The sequence below is a fragment of the Salinivibrio sp. IB872 genome (assembly GCF_001995345.1).
Lineage (GTDB): Bacteria > Pseudomonadota > Gammaproteobacteria > Enterobacterales > Vibrionaceae > Salinivibrio > Salinivibrio proteolyticus.
The window spans coordinates 1-20,205 of sequence record NZ_MUFO01000022.1 but is presented as its reverse complement, the minus strand read 5'-3'; the positions used below and the strand labels follow the sequence as shown (position 1 = coordinate 20,205).

At 47.4% G+C, this 20,205-nt stretch carries 16 protein-coding genes; 6 read left to right on the top strand and 10 right to left on the bottom strand.

Annotation, left to right across the window (positions count from 1 at the left end; all coding sequences use genetic code 11):
* The first annotated feature begins 313 nt into the window (after positions 1–313).
* From BZJ18_RS10490 to BZJ18_RS10480, 3 genes are all read left to right on the top strand, one after another.
* Positions 314–1,357 carry an ABC transporter substrate-binding protein gene (locus BZJ18_RS10490; RefSeq protein WP_158011278.1) on the top strand — a complete coding sequence of 348 codons (1,044 nt, stop codon included), beginning with the start codon at positions 314–316 and terminating at the stop codon, positions 1,355–1,357.
* Positions 1,354–3,189: a GGDEF domain-containing protein gene (locus BZJ18_RS10485; RefSeq protein ID WP_077456569.1), complete on the top strand. Its 1,836-nt coding sequence runs from the start codon at positions 1,354–1,356 to the stop codon at positions 3,187–3,189. The genes BZJ18_RS10490 and BZJ18_RS10485 overlap by 4 nt, the downstream gene beginning before the upstream one ends.
* A 171-nt stretch (positions 3,190–3,360) precedes the next feature.
* Positions 3,361–3,900, top strand: a complete 540-nt coding sequence (locus BZJ18_RS10480; protein ID WP_077456567.1) for a histidine phosphatase family protein — start codon at positions 3,361–3,363, stop codon at positions 3,898–3,900.
* 75 nt (positions 3,901–3,975) lie between these two features.
* On the opposite strand, the gene BZJ18_RS10475 is transcribed toward BZJ18_RS10480, so the two are convergent.
* Positions 3,976–5,403, bottom strand: a complete 1,428-nt coding sequence (locus tag BZJ18_RS10475; protein WP_077456565.1) for a 6-phospho-beta-glucosidase — start codon at positions 5,401–5,403, stop codon at positions 3,976–3,978.
* Between the two features lie 230 nt (positions 5,404–5,633).
* Here BZJ18_RS10475 and BZJ18_RS10470 point away from each other — a divergent pair, with 230 nt between their 5' ends.
* Together BZJ18_RS10470 and BZJ18_RS10465 are read left to right on the top strand one after the other, a co-directional pair.
* Positions 5,634–6,521, top strand: coding sequence for an aspartoacylase (locus tag BZJ18_RS10470; protein ID WP_069590448.1), 888 nt, complete (start codon positions 5,634–5,636; stop codon positions 6,519–6,521).
* 80 nt (positions 6,522–6,601) lie between these two features.
* Entirely contained in the window at positions 6,602–7,996 is a 1,395-nt protein-coding gene (locus BZJ18_RS10465) for a sensor domain-containing diguanylate cyclase (RefSeq protein ID WP_077456563.1), read from the top strand.
* A gap of 30 nt (positions 7,997–8,026) precedes the next feature.
* Here the strand turns inward: BZJ18_RS10465 and BZJ18_RS10460 are convergent, their stop codons facing one another.
* The 4 genes from BZJ18_RS10460 to hcp-2 all read right to left on the bottom strand — a co-directional run bounded on the left by BZJ18_RS10460 (position 8,027) and on the right by hcp-2 (position 12,016).
* Complete coding sequence (locus BZJ18_RS10460; protein ID WP_077456561.1) at positions 8,027–9,130, bottom strand: hypothetical protein; 1,104 nt, start codon at positions 9,128–9,130, stop codon at positions 8,027–8,029.
* Positions 9,114–9,398 carry a type VI secretion system PAAR protein gene (locus BZJ18_RS10455; RefSeq protein ID WP_069590453.1) on the bottom strand — a complete coding sequence of 95 codons (285 nt, stop codon included), beginning with the start codon at positions 9,396–9,398 and terminating at the stop codon, positions 9,114–9,116. Before BZJ18_RS10455 ends, BZJ18_RS10460 begins: the two co-directional genes overlap by 17 nt.
* A gap of 28 nt (positions 9,399–9,426) precedes the next feature.
* Positions 9,427–11,376: a type VI secretion system Vgr family protein gene (locus tag BZJ18_RS10450; RefSeq protein ID WP_077456559.1), complete on the bottom strand. Its 1,950-nt coding sequence runs from the start codon at positions 11,374–11,376 to the stop codon at positions 9,427–9,429.
* Positions 11,377–11,497: 121 nt separating this feature from the next.
* A complete protein-coding gene (hcp-2, locus tag BZJ18_RS10445; protein ID WP_069590456.1) occupies positions 11,498–12,016 on the bottom strand; it encodes a type VI secretion system effector Hcp-2 in 519 nt (172 codons plus the stop codon).
* Between the two features lie 448 nt (positions 12,017–12,464).
* On the opposite strand from hcp-2, the gene BZJ18_RS10440 reads away from it, so the two are divergent.
* Positions 12,465–13,589, top strand: coding sequence for an ISAs1 family transposase (locus BZJ18_RS10440; RefSeq protein ID WP_077456557.1), 1,125 nt, complete (start codon positions 12,465–12,467; stop codon positions 13,587–13,589).
* Between the two features lie 17 nt (positions 13,590–13,606).
* Here BZJ18_RS10440 and BZJ18_RS10435 read toward each other — a convergent pair whose 3' ends face one another.
* From BZJ18_RS10435 to BZJ18_RS10415, 5 genes are all read right to left on the bottom strand, one after another.
* Positions 13,607–13,831: a hypothetical protein gene (locus tag BZJ18_RS10435; protein WP_077456555.1), complete on the bottom strand. Its 225-nt coding sequence runs from the start codon at positions 13,829–13,831 to the stop codon at positions 13,607–13,609.
* A 166-nt stretch (positions 13,832–13,997) separates the two neighbouring features.
* The gene (locus BZJ18_RS10430; protein WP_077456553.1) at positions 13,998–15,119 is read right to left on the bottom strand and encodes a hypothetical protein; all 1,122 of its coding nucleotides are present in this window, start codon (positions 15,117–15,119) and stop codon (positions 13,998–14,000) included.
* Complete coding sequence (locus tag BZJ18_RS10425; protein ID WP_158011277.1) at positions 15,106–18,729, bottom strand: LysM peptidoglycan-binding domain-containing protein; 3,624 nt, start codon at positions 18,727–18,729, stop codon at positions 15,106–15,108. Before BZJ18_RS10425 ends, BZJ18_RS10430 begins: the two co-directional genes overlap by 14 nt.
* A gap of 1 nt (position 18,730) precedes the next feature.
* Positions 18,731–19,240: a DUF4123 domain-containing protein gene (locus BZJ18_RS10420; RefSeq protein ID WP_158011276.1), complete on the bottom strand. Its 510-nt coding sequence runs from the start codon at positions 19,238–19,240 to the stop codon at positions 18,731–18,733.
* 4 nt (positions 19,241–19,244) lie between these two features.
* The coding region (locus BZJ18_RS10415; RefSeq protein ID WP_131825278.1) for a type VI secretion system Vgr family protein at positions 19,245–20,205 on the bottom strand (961 nt) is incomplete at its 5' end.

The window sequence follows — 20,205 nt, the reverse complement described above, 5'->3', positions numbered from 1 at the left end:
GTTCAATTGTCGTTTTTTTCGTCACTATCAATGACAATCATCGCCATAATTACTGCATTATCATGCCCTATCGTCCAACGCTTGCCTAATCAAATTTACGCGACAATGCCCAAACGTCTAGCAATTAAACATGTAAATTATGAATAGCCTCGCAACCTTGCTTAGTGCAAAGCAATGATCATAGTTTGTCGTGAAAATACTGAACCACACCCTCATTATTATAATATCTAGCTAAACTATTATTTGTATTGGGAGATTTTCATCAACGAGGCCGCGAGAGAGGATGAGAAATAGAATAATCCGTTGTCTGGGGATGTTTATCAGTCTTGTCAGCATTATGCTGAGTGCATCTGCATACTCAGAGCAGCCAATCCGAGTATTATTCATCAATCCTGGGCATGCGTCGGAAAGCTTCTGGCAGGAAGTCGATCAGTACAGCATAGCCGCAGCGGACGCACTTGGGATCGAGTTAGACATCCGCCACGCCTCCCGTAATCACTTTGCGATGCGTCAGATACTGTCGGCGAGACTGAATAAGCCCCCCCTTCCCAACTATGTGATTATTGTGAATGAGAAGCTGGCGGCCAATCACCTTTTTCCGATTTTACGTCAACACCCGATTTACGTTCAGGTCATCTTAAATGACATCGATGCAGACGTGCGCGCAAACCTGTTAAGCGATCCTCACTGGCAGCAATATTTGTTACCCAGCGTTATCCCCGATAATCGCTATATTGGAGGGAAAATCGCTGAAGCTATGGTAAAAGCTGGTCACCAACGACCCGGCGAAGCGGTTATGATATCGGGCGATCTCACCACCCCCGCCTCGGTGGCCCGCGAAGCTGGCGCACGCGACTATTTCAAAAGCCATAAGCAAATTGAATTAATGCAGGTCGTTCATGGGCAATGGGATGAAGCAATCAGCTATGAACAAATGAGCACATTGCTGCAACGTTATCCAGCGTTGAGATACGTCTGGACCGCAAATGATCATATGGCATTTGGCGCCATCAAAGCGGCGCAAGAAATGGGGAAAAAGCCGGGTGAAGATATTTTTTTCGCGACAGTGAATACGTCAGCAAAGGTTCTATCGCTGAGACAGCAAGGTATTATCTCGGCACTGGGCGGCGGACATTTCTCTGCGGGAGGCATAGCACTTACCCGTATTTATGCCCATGCAAATGGCCTTTCATTACCATTGTTATGCGCTGACCAGTTGTTCCAGTTGATAGAGCCCAACACACCCTATTTTTCTTTTTTACAGGCTGACAGTTGGCATCGTATCCCTTTCAAAAAAATGGCACGCCAGCCACGCTCGCACTGCGGTGCTGATAAAACAGAACGGATCAACCAGTGACCCAATTCGATATCAATTTAAAAGGTCTTCAAGCCCGTATCGCGTTTGTGGTACTTGCGCTCAGTTTGCTGTTTTCTATCGGAAGCACGCTATCTCAGATGTATCTCAACTACCAACGTGCGGTAGCCACCTCGACCACACTGATCGAAAGTCGCAGCACGGACGCCGCGCGTGTGATTAGTCATGCGCTCTGGGTGGTCGATTTAGAACTCGTACGTCGCAGTGTCAAAGGGTTATCGATGATCCCAACCGTGTGCCGCATTGAGGTAAAAGGCTTTGATGGCACCCAGATCAGCGAAGTTAATAGCACGAGTAGTCATTGTGACGCCAATCATCAAGTTCTTTTAAGYGTGCAGGGGAATAACATCGGTACGCTGAATATGGTACTCAATCGCTACGAGGTAAAACGGGAGGCGCTCGATAGTGCGACCCCTCTCGCGCTCGTCCATTTTACTGAAGCATTCATCATCACTATCATCGTACTTTGGGTGGTCAACCGACTATGTTCTCGACCACTCAAGCAGTTAACAAATTCTTTGGACCGGTATCAATCAGACAAAGCCAATCAAAGCTGTGTACCTGTAAGCTTGATCCAACGCGGTGATGAGATAGGTAAGGTGGCACGTTCCATCAACGCCATGCAATCGCGTATCCGCGATGACTTTCTGCAAAAGCGCATAACCGAGCGAGAGCTACGACAACACCAAACCTTACTGGAGGAGCAGGTCGAACAGCGCACCAAAGCACTCAATTGGCAATCAAACGCAAGCTCTTTGCTCGCAGATATTTCCATCCAGTTTTTAAGCTCTGACTCCCACAACATCACGCAAGATGTTAAACAAGTGCTCCCCAGCATGGCAAAGCTTTTGGGGGGGGAAGCAATTAGCTGGTATGCCTTCGATGCCTATCGCGCTGAGCGCCGTTGCTATTGGCCACAGGACATTACCTTCGCCCCAGATGTGGTCGACCTAAGTGAAATGCACATGATAAAGCGTTGGCTTGCGGATACAGAAGCGCTAGTGGTTCCCCATGTCGGACAGTTAGGCGAAGACGCTATCAACGAACGAACTTGGTTGCGCCATCGCGGCATTCTCTCTATTGCCGCATTTCCGCTAACTGACGGCCGAAAAAGCTTTGGCATGATCACGGTGGCGAACCGTCACTTACCCTTTATTTGGGATAACAACAAAACACTGTTGCTCAAACGCTTTGCGACTGCAATCAGTGAGGTCATGATCCGCGAACGCAATCATGTTGCCATGGAGCAGTTGCAAGAAGAATTGATCATTGCCAATGAGCGCCTCAAAGTACAAGCAGAAACCGACGATTTAACCCGACTCATGAACCGTCGCCCGTTCAAACGTGAACTCAGCAATCATATTTACGAAGGCATCAAAAAAAACCACCCAGTCGCAGTCATGATGATCGATGTCGACCATTTTAAAGCCTACAACGATGAGTATGGGCACTTACAAGGCGATGACGTACTCACTCAAATCGCGCGTGTTTTACTCACACGCACCCAGGAGTATGAAGGCACGGTTGCACGCTTTGGGGGAGAAGAATTTGCCATCACACTACCCCCTAAGCATGCCGCACAGCTCGACGACTTAGCCAATGCGATTCGCGATGATATTGCTGAATTAGCGATGGCGCATGAGAAAAACCCTGATGGCGATTATGTCACTGTCAGTATCGGCGGGATCATCACGATACCGGATGATGATACATCAGACTCCTATCTGTTAGAGGCCGCCGATCAGCAACTCTATCAAGCCAAAGACGGCGGCCGCGATTGCATTAACATTCTCGACCAGCGAGAGAAAAAATAGCGAGCCAGCTCACGACCGTTTATGACTAGCCATCGACATTCATGACAGGACGATGACGGTATGCTACAACGCCAACATCATGGTGTGGCAGCTGCCTTTGCAATGCCCATCGATAAGCGCATCCGCGCAACAGAATAATAAATTGTTATCGACTCAAGAAAAGGAAGCCCTATGAAAGTCGTTTTTATCCGTCATGGAAAAACCGATTACTCACTGGCAGACGCGCGCCAAATGAGCCAGTTGGAAAAAGACTATGCCCCCTTGCAGCGTGCGTGTATCCCTGACATTCAGGCCTTGGCCAGTCATCCTAGCTTACAGCAAGCAGAGATTATTCTGTCTTCGCCCTACACTCGTGCATTACAAACCGCTGAAATCCTTAATCGTCAGCTACAAAACCCGTTGTTTGTGGAACATGACCTACGCGAGTGGCAAGCGGATGTCAAAGGTAGCTATATCCCCCTTTCAGAGCGTGATAGACGCTGGCTTGAGTATCGCGAGCTATTTGCCAATGGCAACGAAGTCACCAACGCTGGCTATGAATCAGCAACCAACTTGCTCCGCCGTGTCAGTGCCGTGCTCGATAGCTATCAAACCTACTCAACCATCGCCGTTGTCGCCCACTTTAATGTGATAGAAGCGATTGTGGGGTATCGCGAACAAGGCATTGAATACGGCGAAATTATCGAATTTGATTATCAGCCCAGTCAATAACAACCTTCTCACGCAGAGATAGACGCCTCGAGTACAGTAAAAAGGGACGCCGCATGCGTCCCTTTGCCGTCACTACTATTTTGTCAGGCCATTATTGGCAATCACGCTTTGATACCAGTAAAAGCTCTTTTTGCGATGACGTGAAAAGTCACCACTGCCATCGTCATGACGGTCAACATAAATAAACCCATAACGCTTGCGATACTCTCCAGTGGTAAACGAAACACAATCAATACAGCCCCACGGGGTATAACCAATGACATCCACCCCATCTTGCGAAATTGCCTCTCCCAAGGCCTCGATGTGTTGTGATAAGTAGCTGATACGATAATAATCATTAATCTCGCCCGATGCCTCCATCGTATCCAGCGCACCTAAACCATTTTCCACCACAAAAATCGGTTTCTCGTAACGTTCGTAAAGCTCCGACAGCGCGTAGCGCAAACCCTTAGGGTCAATCTGCCAGCCCCAATCCGAAGCCGGTAAGTGCGGATTCAAACGACTGGCGCTGAACAATGCATTTTCATCTTCCTCGGGTGGGTTGGCATCGACAATGTTGGTCATGTAGTAACTGATCGCCAGAAAATCCGCGCGGCCATTTTCTAGAATCTGCACGTCATCGTCGTCCATTGCGACCTGAATCCCTTTTGCAGCCCATTGTGGCCAGATGTAATGAGGATAGTGACCCCTAACCTGCACGTCGCTGCATAAATATTTATCTCGCATCGCACGTTGAGATGCCAGTAGATCATCAGGATGGCACGTTGCCGGGTACAGCGGCATCATATGGATCATGCTGCCAATTTTAAAATCTGGGTTAATGACGTGGCCCAGCGCGACCACTTTGGCACTCGCCACGAATTGATGGTGCAGCACCTGATAAAGCATCTGCTCGGGGTGATCGTGTTCGGTAAAAATGACCCCTGAATTACAATAGCCAAACAGCGGATAGTCCCAATTCAGCTGATTGTTAATCTCGTTAAAGGTAATCCAGTAGGTGACTTTATCGCGATAACGCGTGAATACCGTTTCACAAAAACGGACAAAGCAGTCCACCACTTTGCGGTTGGCCCAGCCCCCATACGCTTTCACAAGGTGATAAGGCATTTCAAAATGCGACAGAGTTATCACCGGCTCGATTCCCTGTGATAACAAGTTATCAATCAAGCGGTCATAAAACGCTAATCCGGCTTCATTCGGTGTGGATTCGTCACCGTTTGGGAAGATCCGCGACCATGCAATCGAGGTTCGGAAACACTTAAACCCCATTTCTGCGAACAGAGCGATGTCTTGCGGATATCGGTGGTAAAAGTCAACCGCTTGATGATTCGGATACACCTCGCCATCCTCAATGTTATCGGTCATCTTTCTGGGAACACCGTGCTCACCTTTGGTCAACACATCGACAATGCTTATCCCCTTGCCATCGGCGTTCCAACCGCCTTCCACTTGATGCGCAGCCACAGCGCCACCCCAAAGGAAGTTCTCAGGAAATTTACTCATGTATCACCTCTTATCCGTCTTCGTCGCTAGCCTACCCCGTTCAACACTGCTGAAGTGTGAACTGAATCCAAGATTAATTGATAGTTAATATAGTTGCTGGAAACAGCTATGTCAGAGTGAATAAAAACGCAAAATAAAAGACAATTTATTCTGTTAACTTATTTCGCTGGCAGTGATACGCTTAAGTGATATACAACGGATACCGTTTGATCAGCCCACAAGGAGTATCAATGAGCATTTTTAGTCAGGTCGCGATTGTTGGTGGCACCCATGGCAATGAATTCAGTGGCATCTACGCACTTAAACAGTGGCAGCAGAATAGCGAGACGGTCACACGAAGCAGTTTTTCTACTGAGTTATTTTTCGCAAATCCCTGCGCATATCAAGCCAACAAGCGCTATCTCGATTGTGACCTTAATCGGCAATTTGATCCCAAGTTACTCGCTGATCAATCACTTGCTAACTATGAGCAGAGCAGAGCCAAGGTACTCAACCAGCAACTCGGCCCCAAAGGCGATCCGCGAGTAGATTTAATTATTGATTTGCATAATACCACCAGCAATATGGGCCCGACGCTAATTTTATTGACCCTAGATACCTTTAATACTCAGCTTGCTGCCTATGTCAGTGAACGCATGCCCGATGCAGTTATCTTAGTCGAAGATCATATAGAGCCCATTCAGCAAGCCTTCTTGTGCTCGGTAGCCAAACAAGGTGTGATCGTTGAAATTGGCCCCCAACCTCAATCGGTGCTGCGCCATGATGTGATGGAATCGATGCATGAAATGACCACGCATATTCTTGACTTTGTTCATTTATTTAACATTGACCAAGTGCCTGAGTTGCCGGAAAAGATCACTGGATTCCGTTACACAGAAACACTGCACTTGCCTCAGGATGCATCTGGAGAACGTATTGGTATGGTGCATCAACATGTGCAAGACAAAGACTTTGTTCCGGTGAATCCGGGAGATCCACTCTTTATCTTGTTTGATGGCAGTGAGCAAACATGGCAAGGCGACTATGTAGCGTACCCACATTTTATTAATGAAGCCGCGTATTACGACAATAACATCGCCATGTCGATGGCAGAACGTATTGAGATCAACACCAAGTAACAAATCCATCAATAACACGAACAAGCACTGGGTTTTGTACTACGCTTAAGCTATTTCCGGCAGACGTATAGAGCCCAGTTGTGAGCAAGGCAATTGAACATCATAAAGACGTTGAGACGATACTGCCCTCGCTGTTTCGTAATCTAGATACCGCCGTTGTAATAGCCGACACGCAACGGCGCATCCAGTTTTTAAATCCCGAAGCAGAAGCCCTGTTTGGTTGTACACTGGAAAGTGTGAAAAATACCAGCACGCGAGTGCTATACGCCGAGCAAGAAGACTTCGATGCTAAGGGGCGTGAACGCTTTAATCCCGAGGCGGAGCCCTATTATCACAATGCTTATGTAGTAAGATACAAAACCGCCGATGGTCATGTATTTCTGGGAGAAACTCACGGTGGTCCAGTGTGCGATGATAACCAAGACGTTATTATGTACGTGGCCTTTATCCAAGATATCAGCACACGCGTTGAAGTAGAATCAGCGCTCAGCCAACTGCATTCCATTACGTCAGCGCGTAATCTCGACTTTAGCAAACGTGTGGAGCGCATTTTATCGCTGGGCTGCAAACACTTCGGGCTACCCATTGGCATTCTTAGCCAAATCGTCGGTCAACGCTATACCGTCCAACAAGCCATTCATCCCGAATGTGCGCTCCAAGCCGGTCAGGTATTTGATTTACAAACCACCTATTGTAGTCATGTCTATCAAGCCAATGAGGTCAAAGGCTTTCATCATGTTGGCGCCAGTGACATCCGCTCACATCCCTGTTACCAACATTTTGGTTTAGAAGCTTATATTGGCGCCCCCATTTTTATTGATGGGGAGCGCTATGGCACCCTGAATTTTTCTAGCCCAGAGCCCACTCGACCCTTTATTCCACAAGATTTCGAACTGTTGAGACTATTTGCTGAATGGGTGGGTCATGAGCTAGCGCGACTACGTGATTGGGAAGCATTAGAACATGCACAGCAACTGCTTGAGATCCAAGCCAATACTGACTCGCTCACCCAGCTCTACAATCGCCACTATCTGACTAATGCACTGACCAAGGAGCTGGCACGATGTGAACGTTACAAAAACCCACTGACACTGGCAGTCGTCGACTTTGACCATTTCAAGAATCTCAATGACACCTATGGTCACCGAGCTGGTGATATCGCGCTACAGCGCTTTGGGAATATTGTCAGGGAAGAATCGCGAACCAACGACATATATGGTCGCTGGGGCGGGGAAGAGTTTTTATGTGTGCTACCGGAGACCGATATAGACGGCGCGAAAGTGGTACTCCAACGTCTCGTCGAGCGCGTTCACGCCGAAGTCATCCATGTGGATGGGCAAACGATACGTTGCACCATCAGTATCGGTTACACCCATTTTGTGTCACACGATACACAAGACACTATCATTCAACGCGCGGATACCGCACTTTATAAAGCAAAGAGAAATGGCCGGAACCGAATCGAGCAGGCGTGACTCGATCCCAACCATATTGTCCCTTATCGACTAGCTTGCAGGCTTATCCGCTACAACGTTGGCAGCAGTTCTCTGCCAGTAACGGTCATAATGGTAAAACGTGTTTGCCTTTCTCAGCGCCGCTGCTTTTTCTTCAATATCTTGGATTTGCTCTGCCGACACGCGAGAAGATGCCAACTCAAACTGGTCCATGGCTTGCTGACGGAGCTCTTTAAATTTACCTTGCCCGACAACATCAAGATACGCAGATAAATAGACCAAACCCTCGATGTATTCCTCGTCAGCGGGCTCATAGTAGGTGGTGTAATAACGCCCCAGCGCCGCTAACGACATCAAGTCACCTTGCTCGATGGCTTTTTTTCTCCACTCAACCGCTTTGGGACTCTCACCACGACGGATAAAATCACGATATAAGCTTTTGGTGCCAGGAATGCCGCCCGCATTGGCAATCTGCTTTTTCACTTCAGCGGCAGCATCAAGTCGAGAGCTTGGAAACAGGAAAAAGCCTCGCTGCCCCAGCTCGATTTGCGACGCTTTGTGAAGCAAAGCGTCGACATCATTCGCGGCGATCGCTTCATCTAAATAGGCTTCTGCTTTGTCTTTATCGGTAGGATGTAAATATTCATACAGACTAAAAGCGGCTTCTTCTGGCGCCTCGTCATACCAAGCGTGCAAGACTTCTTCGTACTTATGTCGCCAAATAATCCGGTGAGTGGCCGACAACCAAGTCCCTTCTTCGACCAGTAACTTCATGGCCGGAATGTAATTCGCTTTCGCCGCTTGAGTCAGATAATCCTGTGCTTTTTGAGAATACTCAAGCTTTTGCGCATCATCACTCAGCAACACAGCATATAAATACGCTGCAGGGGCAATCCCCTCATCCGCAGCGGCTTTAAGATATTTTTCCGCACGCTGGTAATGAAATTGCGCACGCGATAAGCGTCCATGTTCAAACAGCGCCTGCGGCGTCATAGCCTCAATGTCATAATCGTCGGCGATTTTCTCAACCGGTTCGATGGTGGCAAAAGGCGTCGCTTCTACTTCAACCTGTTCAGCCCAGCTATGACTACTAACCGCCAGAAAGCAGCCCAGCAGACTCGCTCTAAGTGTTGATTTATTAACCAATATTGACACTTGAACCTCCTGCAATCACCCCACCACAACTTACCGCATCGCCAATACGAGCGGCCGGCTTGCCGTCAATCATGACACTACCGGATCCCCCATTCACGGCCCGCCCATGTGGCGGGTGTTTGGGTTTACTGTGAGGGGCCAACGGATCACCTTTACGCACCGCGGGAATACCATCGATTTTAACTGTCGATGATCCTGCGGTAATCGGTGTCGGCGGGAAACCATCATGGGCTGTCCCAATATGGCCGACAAGTGCAGCTTTTGGCATACGAATCCTCAACTCTTTATTTCGTTAACTATTCTGGCTTATACGCGGGGCGAGGCGATGTTGGCGACTTACCTTGATAGCCTGAGCCGCTCCCTGCACTGCCTCCAGCATTTAAGTTAATTGCTGGACCAATCAGGTGGACGCCCGCTGCGTCGACTTTCATCACACTACCACCGGCGGATACGGTAATCTCAGTACCGGCATCAAGCACGACGTTTGTCCCTGCTTTGAGATGAACCTCACGTCCTGCCGCCGCGGCAAAGCGATTGTTAATTTTTTCATGAATACTGCCACCAACTTCTAGGGTCGCATCTTTTTTGATGCGCGAGCGGTGCTGTTTCTCGACGGTCAAATGGCTATCGCCACCCACTTTTGAGACCGCATCATTATCAATTTTTTTGTGCTGATCGTGGCGCACCTGTGTGATCGCATCATTCTCAACCCGTGTTTCCCAATCTTTCTGAGCGTGTAAATACACTTGCTCACTGCCAGATTGGTCTTCAAACGTGAGCTCGTTGTAGCCCTCGCCTTGGTGGCTCTCGCTGCGCCAAACCGTCTTGGTTTTGTGTGCTGGTAAGGTATAAGGCGGCACATTGGTCGCATGATACGTGCGGCCGGTGATAATCGGTTGGTCCGGGTCACCGTGTAAGAAGGACACTATCACTTCATGGCCAATGCGGGGAATCGCCATCATGCCGTATTGGCTACCCGCCCAGCCTTGCGCCACCCGTATCCAGCAGCTGCTTTTGTCATCGCCGTTGGAATAACGGTCCCACGGGAAGTGGACTTTCACCCGCCCGTGTTCATCACAAAAGATTTCTTCGCCTTCTGGGCCCACAATCATACCAATAAGAGGGCCATCCACCTGAGGCTTGGGCTGCGGGGTCGCCCGCCAAGGGGTGGTGGCCGGAATAACCATAAACTGGTTCGCATAGGTGGTCGCACCCTGTCCACCCTCTTCTTCAAGGGCTTGTGGCTGCGTACCACGGTGCTGAATACGCACCACTTGCCACCATTGATTCATCTCGCGATTAAGATGATCCTGTAGCTCAAACCCATAGCCCGCTTGCATGTGCATATGGTTACTTTTACCTATCGCTGTCACTTGTTCGCGAACCAAAAACTCTTTGCGGACCTGACTTAAGTGCTGCCCTTGCGCATCGTCTTTAAAACGTCCGGGGAAGTCGTACACCTCATAATCTTGGCGCTGATAGTCTATTCCCGATACCGCGTTATGCTGCAGGAAACTATAAGCCGGCTTTTTGAAGCTATAGTCCTTCATCACGGACGAGGAAGGAACAACGCGCGTGTGCTTTTCAATATGACTGATAAATGGCGCATCAATCACCGCCCCCGAGAGTGCATTATGGGCGATGGGCGTTTCTAGCGAGGGCAGTGCAGAAGGCGCATCTGTGATATACAAAAGCTGTTTATCGTCCTGCCAAACAAAGCAATAGATTAAGCCTTCCTCTGCCGCAATACGCTCTAAAAAGGCGAGATCGGTCTCGCGATATTGCACACAGAACTCACGCTCCGCGTAGTCTTTTGTCAATCCAAAGCCAACATCCGAGATATCCATTTCTTGGAGAAAGATGGATATAATCTGCGGCACCGTTTGGTGTTGAAAAATACGACTGTTTTGACGCAAAGAAAGGCGTGCCAACTCGGGCACCATCTGCACATCATAGTATGTGTGATGATGGCCGATATCGCTTTGCGAAAACTGGTTGATCACACCGCAAATTTTGCGTTCACAAACCCCATTACGGTACAACAGCAAGGTGCCTTTACAATCTACCAATTGTTCCGGTGTTAGGGAGGAATCACGGCTTGCTAAAGCAATATTATAACGAAAACCGTTACAGGTTTGCTGGTCAAACTCGGCACTAGAGAGGGACTCATGGCCTTGAAATTCTCTTACGACGAACGTTTCAGGATCGAGCCCCTCAACGTTAAATTCAAACCGCAACCTAGCCATGATGTCTCCTAAATCTTGTTTCAACCAAAGTGAACACTTGTGTAGCAATCCTTGACCAGTGAAAGCGTGCTACACAAGTGATAAAGCGCCAGCTCCAAGCCAGCGCTTCAACTCTATGCCCTTAGGCTTCGATAGGCTTACGCCAGTCGTCTGAGCCTGAGGTGCCTGCGTTGACGTGATCCCACGTGATTTTGCGGTAAGACATCGACACCGTCAGGTTCTGCGTAAAGTCTGACTTCGCCGGGTCTTGGCAATGAGGCATCTCGCAGTGAATGTCCACAATCGAGGCGCTTTCCAGTTTGGTGGTAAAGAAGTTTTCTTGTTTACCTTCAATCGACGTGCGGTACCACTTCAGCTCAACCGTTGACATCTTCTCACCTGACGCCAGTGCGTTATAAAGCAACGGCACCGCTTTGTTGAGCGCAACGGTGAATTTAAACGGCTTGTGCACACGTTGGCCTGATGGCTGACCTGACTGAGGGTCAGTCGGTACGGTCACATTGTGGTCAAACTGTTGTACCAGCATCTCGTCTTCGTGGCCTTCAACAAAAGCATCACCGATAGAATCCGCAGTGCAGGCACCGGCAGTAATCAAACCCTGAGTTTCACCTTCAATCGAGATATAACATGGCGTTGGCATAATCGCTCCTTTCTAATTAATGGAAGAGGCTGTCCAGTCGGTGCCTCTGTTCGCCATCCCATAAAGCGAAATGCATGCCAGCTTTTTTAGCCCTAAAATTCAGTACTTTACTCTCTCACTGACCAATTTTTTGCACGCCACAAGCAAGTTTTTGCTCGGCGAGGCAAGAAGTTGCTTCGAGTTACCTACCATTACTGCTCACTGAGTAATTCGACTGTATTTCAAGAATAACCGACGATACCGCCCAGCGAGTATTGTATCACTCACTGTACGGGATATATAAGCAGTATTAATCTTATATCTAAATGTAATATAAGTGGTAAAATTAAAATATATTATTAACCCCTACTCCCAGGGCAAGATCACGAACGAATTTTGAGCAAAGTAGATCAGTTTGACGATCACTTATCGCTGTGATCATATACTCCCTTTTTGACGGGAGTTCACGATGTCCATCGATGCTTTTTCTCAGTACTTTTCTGTTATCCAAGACACACGACAATCAGCCAAAATTTCGTACCCTTTGTTCGATATCTTATTCCTAACGGTGTGCGCCACCATTGCTGGCATGGAGGGATGGGAAGACATTGAAGACTTTGGCGAAGCACACCTTGATTGGCTGCAAGATAAAGGCCTGTTCCTTCAAGGCATTCCCGTTCATGACACGATTGCCAGAGTGGTTTCTTCCATCGAACCTGACCAGTTTCAGGACTGTTTTTTGAAATGGATGCAGGCCGTCAACGTGCACGCTAACGGCGCTCTGATTGCTATCGACGGGAAGGTGCTCCGTAGCTCCTATAACCGAGAAGATAGGCAATCCACGCTCCACATGGTCAGTGCCTTTGCGACAGCGAATGGTGTGGTAATGGGCCAGGTTAAGACTCAAGACAAGTCGAATGAAATCACAGCGATACCCGAACTCATCAACCTGTTGGACATCAAGGGATGCTTGGTTTCCATCGATGCTATGGGTTGCCAAACAGGTATCGCCAAGCAAGTTGTTGAGCAAGGTGGTGACTATTTACTCGCAGTCAAAGGCAATCAAAAAAGCTTGGAGAAAGCGGTTCAAAAAGCCCTGGCACCGTTAGTTAAAATAAGCCCAGAATGCGACATTGAGCACGGGCATGGACGCATCGAAGCACGCGAATATTACGTCATGCCAGCGAAGAAACTGGCAATAGATTTCCCGGATTGGCAAGCGCTTCAAACGGTCGGTGTTGCTATCAGCTATCGCATAGACTCAAAGGGGGAAGAATCACTGGAATATCGCTACTACATTAGTTCAGCGACACTGACACCGGAACGATTTGCCGAGGCAGTTCGCGGTCATTGGGAGATAGAAAACCGACTCCACTGGGTTCTCGATGTGACCATGAATGAGGATGCGTGCCAAATTTATCGTGGTCATGCGGCGGAGATTCTCGCTGGCGTGCGTCACATGGCTCTTAATATGCTTCGGTTAGAGACCAGCAAAAAGGCAAGTATTAGACGCAAGCAGAAGATGGCATCGATGAATGTTGCTTATTTAGAGCAAGTTATACTGGCCGGAATCAAAGGGTTGACTGAAATTTGAGCATACGTAATCTCGCCCTAACCCCGTTGCAACTTTAACATCACTTCATACATTTCATCATCAGGCCTGAGCGTGCTTGATATGTAAGGATCATCGGCAACTTTATCAATATTCTCCTCAATGAAGTCTTTAAATAAAGGAATATCATCTTCAGGGTTGATCGCCTTTTCTTTGCAACCGGTAAGGACATTTATCGATAAGCTTAAAAGTATAACTTGGATAATCGTTTTATGACGCATCATAGGGCTGTGTCCAGCGGGTAGTCGTATCTAGGCTGACAGATACCATAACGTTTTAAAGCAAAGGAATGCTACCGCCCAGCGAGTGTTTTATCACTCACTGGACGAGATATAAAAGCAGTATGAAGCTTATGTCTAAATGTAATAGAAGTAGTAAAGTATAAATATATTAGTAGCCTCTACTCCAGTCATCACTTTTAGTAAAGTAGTCAATGTAAATCATTGATTCGATGCTATTCAATTGTTCACTAATATTACAGTTTAGATTACTCATATCTATTTTTCCTTCATAACTCCCACCAAAAAATCGATCACCGAAAATAGACTTGTATAGTTTGGCATCACAATATTGTTCCTTTGGACTCAAAGATTTTTCCTTATAATAAGGTCTAGACCAAAAATAATGCCATGCCCCAAGCATTTTTAATCTATTATAAAGAAAATCATCTTTCGGAGTGTTTTTATCAATCAAAAAAACAAAAGCCGGAATGTAGTTATTATTAGCTGCTATTTTTAGCAATTTTTTCACCTGAACCTCTGATCTAGGCGAGTAAAAAACTGTCTTTCCATCTTCTACTTTAGTTATATTAAAGTAGTAATCTATTAGAGGCCTATAATAGTGAAATTCTGCAAATCTAATTACTTCCCTAATGTATTCTTCACGTTTTTCTACTGATGTATCGAGGCCTTTATCTTTTAATAAAAAGTACTGAGCGCGCAGATCGCCTTCCGCTGCAAGTTTTTTAAAGCCCTCGACCGCTTTTTGATAGATTTCCTCGGTGCAATATTTATTTTCGTAAGAGGTGTCTAAGCCAAGATCTTTAGCAACTTTATTCCCCAAATTTTTTGAGCCTATGTATGAAAGGCATATGCTACTTTTGTTTGATAGCCAATACGCTGCATAAGGATTACCTTCGCTCATTGCCTTAGCCAGTCGTGAGATTGCCAAGCTGCGTTCCAAAATGTTTATAATCGCCATCCTAGCATGTAAAATTGTGGCCTGAGTATTACCTTTTTCGATAAGGCGATTGAATTCTTCTTCTCGGCTATCACTCCAAGGTATACCCCGTTGTAGCTTTAACATCACTTCATACATCTCATCATCAGGCTTTACTGTACTCGATATATAAGGATCATCGGCAACTTTATTAATGTTTTCCTCAATGAACTCTTTGAATAAAGGGATGTCATCTTCAGGGTTGATCGCCTTTTCTTTTTCCTTACAAGCACTAATAGCTATTACTATAAATAGCAAAAAAGAGATTTTTATAAGATTTTTATAAACCGACATCTTTAAGACTCCAATCAATGATCTTTTCGTTTTCTTCGGGTACTAACTTAATGTAGTTATTGCCTTCATCGTTTTTAATTTTTATTTCTTCAGCTCGCCTAATGCTAGCATTGGCCACCACCGAACGCGCATAGGCACGATATTCTATATTAGCAACTGGACCTAGTCGTCTTGTATTGTCTGTTTTGGTGTAATTGGTTAGCACCATCGTATTACACAAAGCTTTGGAGGATTCATCAAAGCTATTACGCATCATGCTTACACTTCGTCCGCCAGCTGTTGCTCTGACTACGAATATTGCTATTTTATACCAGCTCTTTCTGAATGCTTCCCACTGTTGAGGTTTATCGGCTCCTGCGTGTAGGTCAGCCATCTCAATCAAGGCTTCTTTCCACTGCCGCTGACTGGCAAAAGGACCATGTTCATTTTGGTTAGTTTGATCGTTACTTAGCCAGCTCATGATGTTTAAAATTGCCTGTGCTTGGCGTTGATTTGTAGACTTGGCGCTTCCTTCTGAAGTAGCTGTTGTTTGCTGTTTTAATAACGCATTCAAAAGATTAGATAGTGACGAAGTCGGAATATTCAAAATCCATTTCTTTGATGATTGAACACTACGGTCATCCGTCAGCTGTTTCGCCAAGAACGGCGCATATTCTTTACTTGTAACATCCTTCTTGTATGCCTCAATTAAGTTGGGAGGCAACAATAATACCTTGGAAAACGATAACCCTAAACCCACTGCGAGGGTTGCCAGATCATTTAGTATATTAAAGGTGTCATTCACGCCGTTTTCATCCACCTCACCAAACACAGAAAGGCGGCGGAAGTTACTACGCTTAAGTACCCCCAGCAAACAGTCGATAAAATCATCGGCATTGGCAGAATGAACCTCGATAGCAAAGGTGCCTCGGCAGCCTGGTCCCATTACAACACCGCCAGACGCTTTTAGTATCAGCACACCACCTTGAAAAACGATGCTGAAGTCTCGGTGCGCGCCAAGCCCATAAGCCGCAGACAGTTGCCCGTTAATTTTACCTAACGGCTTGGCTTTTTTCTGCTTAGGAGGGATCCAATAGATGTCCGAGCCGAGCGATCCGCCAACTTCTACGCCCATAAAGGCGTCAACTGTTGCCTCGGCCTGAGTCGCCACTAGGCTACTTTGGAGCTTTTTCTCCGTTTTTTCGGTCAGATTTTCGGTGGCGTTTCGGTAGATATTAGGATCGTCATGCTTGATAACACTGCCACGAATGCCAAAGCCTTTTCCATAATCCGCTGGCCCTACGGTAATGCTGGTCCCCAGTTGGCATGTCACCCCGACAAGCCCATATAGCGCACCACTGATGCGAGCCATTAGTTTCCCAGCATCATAGTGGAATGTGCGTCCACTCTCATCGACATAATCTAACATCACAGGATGCCCTGTCACTTCGGAAGCTGTCGATTTTTCGTCGAGTGCTTTGTTGTTATCGTTTTGGGGCAACCAAAGACAAACACTCACTTGGCCTTGCAACACGCCTAATGATGCAGAGATATTGCCTGACGCCCCCATTTTTTGAGGGTTTTCAAGCTGCCCTTTGTAGCTTGCTAAGGGCTGATTTAGAGCAACATCGCCTTGGGCCGCAGATGTAAAACGTAAAAATTGTGCGCCGGCGTCGGCAGAATAGGCGGGTTCGTTTATCCCCTCCACTTGGCCACCCTGTATATGGTAACTGTCTTGCCAAAAGACAGTATCAAATTTAGATTCGGCTTTTAGGGGGAGAAGGTTAATCGTAAATTTTTTATTTTTTATGCCGTCGAGCACGTCATCCAAGCTATTCGCCTCGATAATATTCGAGCTTTCGGTTTGTTGAGAGATAAAGGTGATGCGACGAGTGATGGGCTCCACATGCCTACATGCCTTGGCGTAGAAGTCATCTTGTTCATCCTTAGGCATATACCACTCAGGACCACGCAGATAAAAAACCTTACCTGTGGAGAGAAGGCTACATTCTACTGGCTGTATATCGTTGTAACCAGCATCGTTAGCAAACGCGCTAGTACTCTTGTTTTTGGGGCGATATTTATCATCGTCCCACACCATCGTCAAAGTGGGAGGCAGCGCCTCGCTCTTCTCGTCAGCAAAAACGAAAGGCAATGCATTCGGCCCTTGGTTAACGTTCGCCAGTGCTAGCTTTCTTAATAGCGCAATTCGTGCTTTAGCCACAGATTTGATGGTGAGAAGCTTGTTAAATAACTCATCAAGTGGCGTGCCTGCGCTTTGTCCTAGAATTTGGTTAAGTGCGTTTTTGTGCGACTCTAGGGTAATATCCATAAGGTGGATAACGGCTTTAGCGGGATAATACGCCCATGCCGCTTTGGTGATATCGTTAGCGAGGCTTTCTTCATCAAGGCTATTGTTGAGGACAGCAGAGCCAGTGATCTCTTCATAGAGTTTATTAATGGTATCGATTTGATCGATTGATATCGGCTCAGGCGACGTCCGCCATGACTCTCCCAGACGACACAATACTTGCGGCCCTGCTGAAATATCGCCGTCTTCACCCACAAGCTGTTGCTGGGTTAAGCATTGTTCTTTACAGGCAAAGCCATGATTATTCAGTTGTTTAATCGTCCACGATAAACCAGCGTTAATACGGTTGTCTTTACTCGGATCTTCGCTGACGCTCTGTAAGACATAGCTCGCTCGACTAGGTGGGGATTGGTAGAGATCTTGCCGTGTCAACGAATATTGGTAGTCATTAATATAACGCTCTATTGTTTCTTCTCGTCTCGACGTGAAATACTTAAGATCGTGTCGATAGACAAATCGCGTGCCATCATCAGTGTTTACGTTACCCGCCCGCTTCTCTGCCGCGCCCTCGAGCTCTTTTGTACGCTCATCAATCGCATTTAGTACAGCAGCCTTTAGGCGCGCCATAATAGCGTTAGAGAGTGTGGTGTGGTGATTGCTCGCCATCGACGCGGCTGCATGATATTCACTGCCGTAATAACTGTGGCTATGCCGGTCAGCACGCATAGTTAGTATGTCCGGGTTGAGCCCTAAATCTTTAGCCGCATCCACTAAAAACATCTTAGGATCATCAGTACGTTTGTAAACATCACGCTCAACCACTAAACGTAAATAAAGCAGTCTCTTATAGTCTTCCCGTTCGTCCTCAGCCATAAACGCTTCATGAGGACGTGTAGCAAACTTGGACAAGATACCGAGCTTGTTGATGTTTGCCAGTGTTGCCTCGTTGTCACCTTCAACAACCGCATCTCGCATCAGACCGCTTTCTTCTTCGATAAGGTCCTTGGCTTCTTGTGTGATGGCATACCAGCATCTCTCACCCGTTTCAGGATGAGCGGGGACGTATAAAACATCGACAAAATCGGCGATCTGGCACTCTTCTTCCGTTGCCGGCTGCGTGGGTGGCGGTGTGAGTGGTGTACGAGACGTATCCGTATTGGCAGGTTCCGGTAGCTCTATCTTTAGCGTATCTCCAGCATAGATAAAATCGGGATCTTTGATTTGCGTGCTGTTCAGCTTGAGAAGGTCCTCGGTAGAAACATCAAACTTTTCAGCAATCAGACTTAAGCAGTCACCTTTCGTTATTTTGTATTCTTTCATGTCACACCCACTGCTTAAAAACGGAATCTTGTTGTTCGCCCTCCACGGGCGTAAATGGATTTGGCTTGTATAGGCACACAGGCACATCGTCTGAGTTAAACCAACACACCCCTTTGCTTGGTCCCAAGCATTGCGCGATATCGTCTGTATTGGCTAGTGCTAAAACGGCATCCCAAAATCGTTGGCTTTGAAAGCGCAAACATAGAACTTGGCCAGCAACGTCTATCTTCAACATCTCTTGTAAGTGCGCAATAAAGTCATCTGCACAGATGTTGTCATCCACTGCAAATATTACCGAGCTGGTATCAAAATAAGGCAGTGTGCGCCATGTCTCGACGTTAGCGATATCCGGTCCCATATTCACCAAATAAGGGCTTTGCTCAAGCAGATAATCAAAGGGAGTGCCTGCATATAAGGGCAGTATTTGCACGACACTAAAGTGTTCTTGAATCAGTTGCGCGGCATCACAGATCCTGACTGCATCAACGAGAAGCCAATAATGCGTTGTCATACACTTATCCCTCTTCCTGCAAACACGGACAATCTTCGCGAGGGCATGAACCATCGAATTGTCGTTGACACAATTTCAGCACAGGAAGGTTTGCCACCGATGCCACTTTTAAGGTCGCAGGCGAAAGCTGCAGGGGTAAAGGATCAGGACTCTCTGGCGACTCCACCCCAAACGGTAGGGCGGCGATTTTACCGGCATAGCCACTGCCGGCACCGGGGCTGCCGCCTGAGTTGAGGTTAATCGCAGGGCCCACAAGATGAACACCGCCGCCATCAATGCTGACAAAACTGCCGCCGGCTTTGACCGTGATGCTACTTCCCGCCTCAATCACTGCTTTTTGACCGGCTTTGATGTGAATTTCGTTACTGGCGTCATTCACCCACACTTGGCCAGCTTTGACATGCAGCGAGCCGTCAACAATCAGAGTTTGATCTTGTTGGGTGTACTGGCGACTCTCTCCCTCCACGGTATGATGCGCATTGCCCATCACACGATGAAATTGGTCGTTGTGGACCTGATGGTGGTTGTCATGACCTATCTCGGTCACGCGGTCGTTTTCTACCTCGGTGTGCCAGTCTTTTTGCGCGTGTAAATACACTTGCTCACTGCCCGATTGGTCTTCGAACGTGAGCTCGTTGTAACCCTCGCCTTGGTGACTCTCGCTCCGCCAAACCGTCTTGGTTTTGTTAGCGGGCAAGGTATAAGGCGGCACATTGGTCGCGTGATACGTGCGGCCGGTGATAATCGGTTGGTCCGGGTCACCGTGTAAGAAGGACACAATCACTTCATGGCCAATGCGGGGAATGGCCATCATGCCGTATTGGCTGCCTGCCCAGCCTTGGGCCACCCGTATCCAGCAGCTGCTTTTGTCATCGCCGTTGGAATAACGGTCCCATGGAAAGTGGACTTTCACCCGCCCGTGTTCATCACAGAAGATTTCTTCGCCATCCGGTCCCACCACGGTG

Excerpts from the sequence above, each read along its gene's own strand:
- BZJ18_RS10490 (WP_158011278.1), top strand. The coding sequence starts at position 314 with ATGTTTATCAGTCTTGTCAGCATTATGCTGAGTGCATCTGCATACTCA.
- BZJ18_RS10480 (WP_077456567.1), top strand. The coding sequence starts at position 3,361 with ATGAAAGTCGTTTTTATCCGTCATGGAAAAACCGATTACTCACTGGCA.
- BZJ18_RS10475 (WP_077456565.1), bottom strand. The coding sequence starts at position 5,403 with ATGAGTAAATTTCCTGAGAACTTCCTTTGGGGTGGCGCTGTGGCTGCG.
- BZJ18_RS10470 (WP_069590448.1), top strand. The coding sequence starts at position 5,634 with ATGAGCATTTTTAGTCAGGTCGCGATTGTTGGTGGCACCCATGGCAAT.
- BZJ18_RS10455 (WP_069590453.1), bottom strand. The coding sequence starts at position 9,398 with ATGCCAAAAGCTGCACTTGTCGGCCATATTGGGACAGCCCATGATGGT.
- BZJ18_RS10450 (WP_077456559.1), bottom strand. The coding sequence starts at position 11,376 with ATGGCTAGGTTGCGGTTTGAATTTAACGTTGAGGGGCTCGATCCTGAA.
- hcp-2 (WP_069590456.1), bottom strand. The coding sequence starts at position 12,016 with ATGCCAACGCCATGTTATATCTCGATTGAAGGTGAAACTCAGGGTTTG.
- BZJ18_RS10440 (WP_077456557.1), top strand. The coding sequence starts at position 12,465 with ATGTCCATCGATGCTTTTTCTCAGTACTTTTCTGTTATCCAAGACACA.
- BZJ18_RS10435 (WP_077456555.1), bottom strand. The coding sequence starts at position 13,831 with ATGATGCGTCATAAAACGATTATCCAAGTTATACTTTTAAGCTTATCG.
- BZJ18_RS10430 (WP_077456553.1), bottom strand. The coding sequence starts at position 15,119 with ATGTCGGTTTATAAAAATCTTATAAAAATCTCTTTTTTGCTATTTATA.
- BZJ18_RS10425 (WP_158011277.1), bottom strand. The coding sequence starts at position 18,729 with ATGAAAGAATACAAAATAACGAAAGGTGACTGCTTAAGTCTGATTGCT.
- BZJ18_RS10420 (WP_158011276.1), bottom strand. The coding sequence starts at position 19,240 with ATGACAACGCATTATTGGCTTCTCGTTGATGCAGTCAGGATCTGTGAT.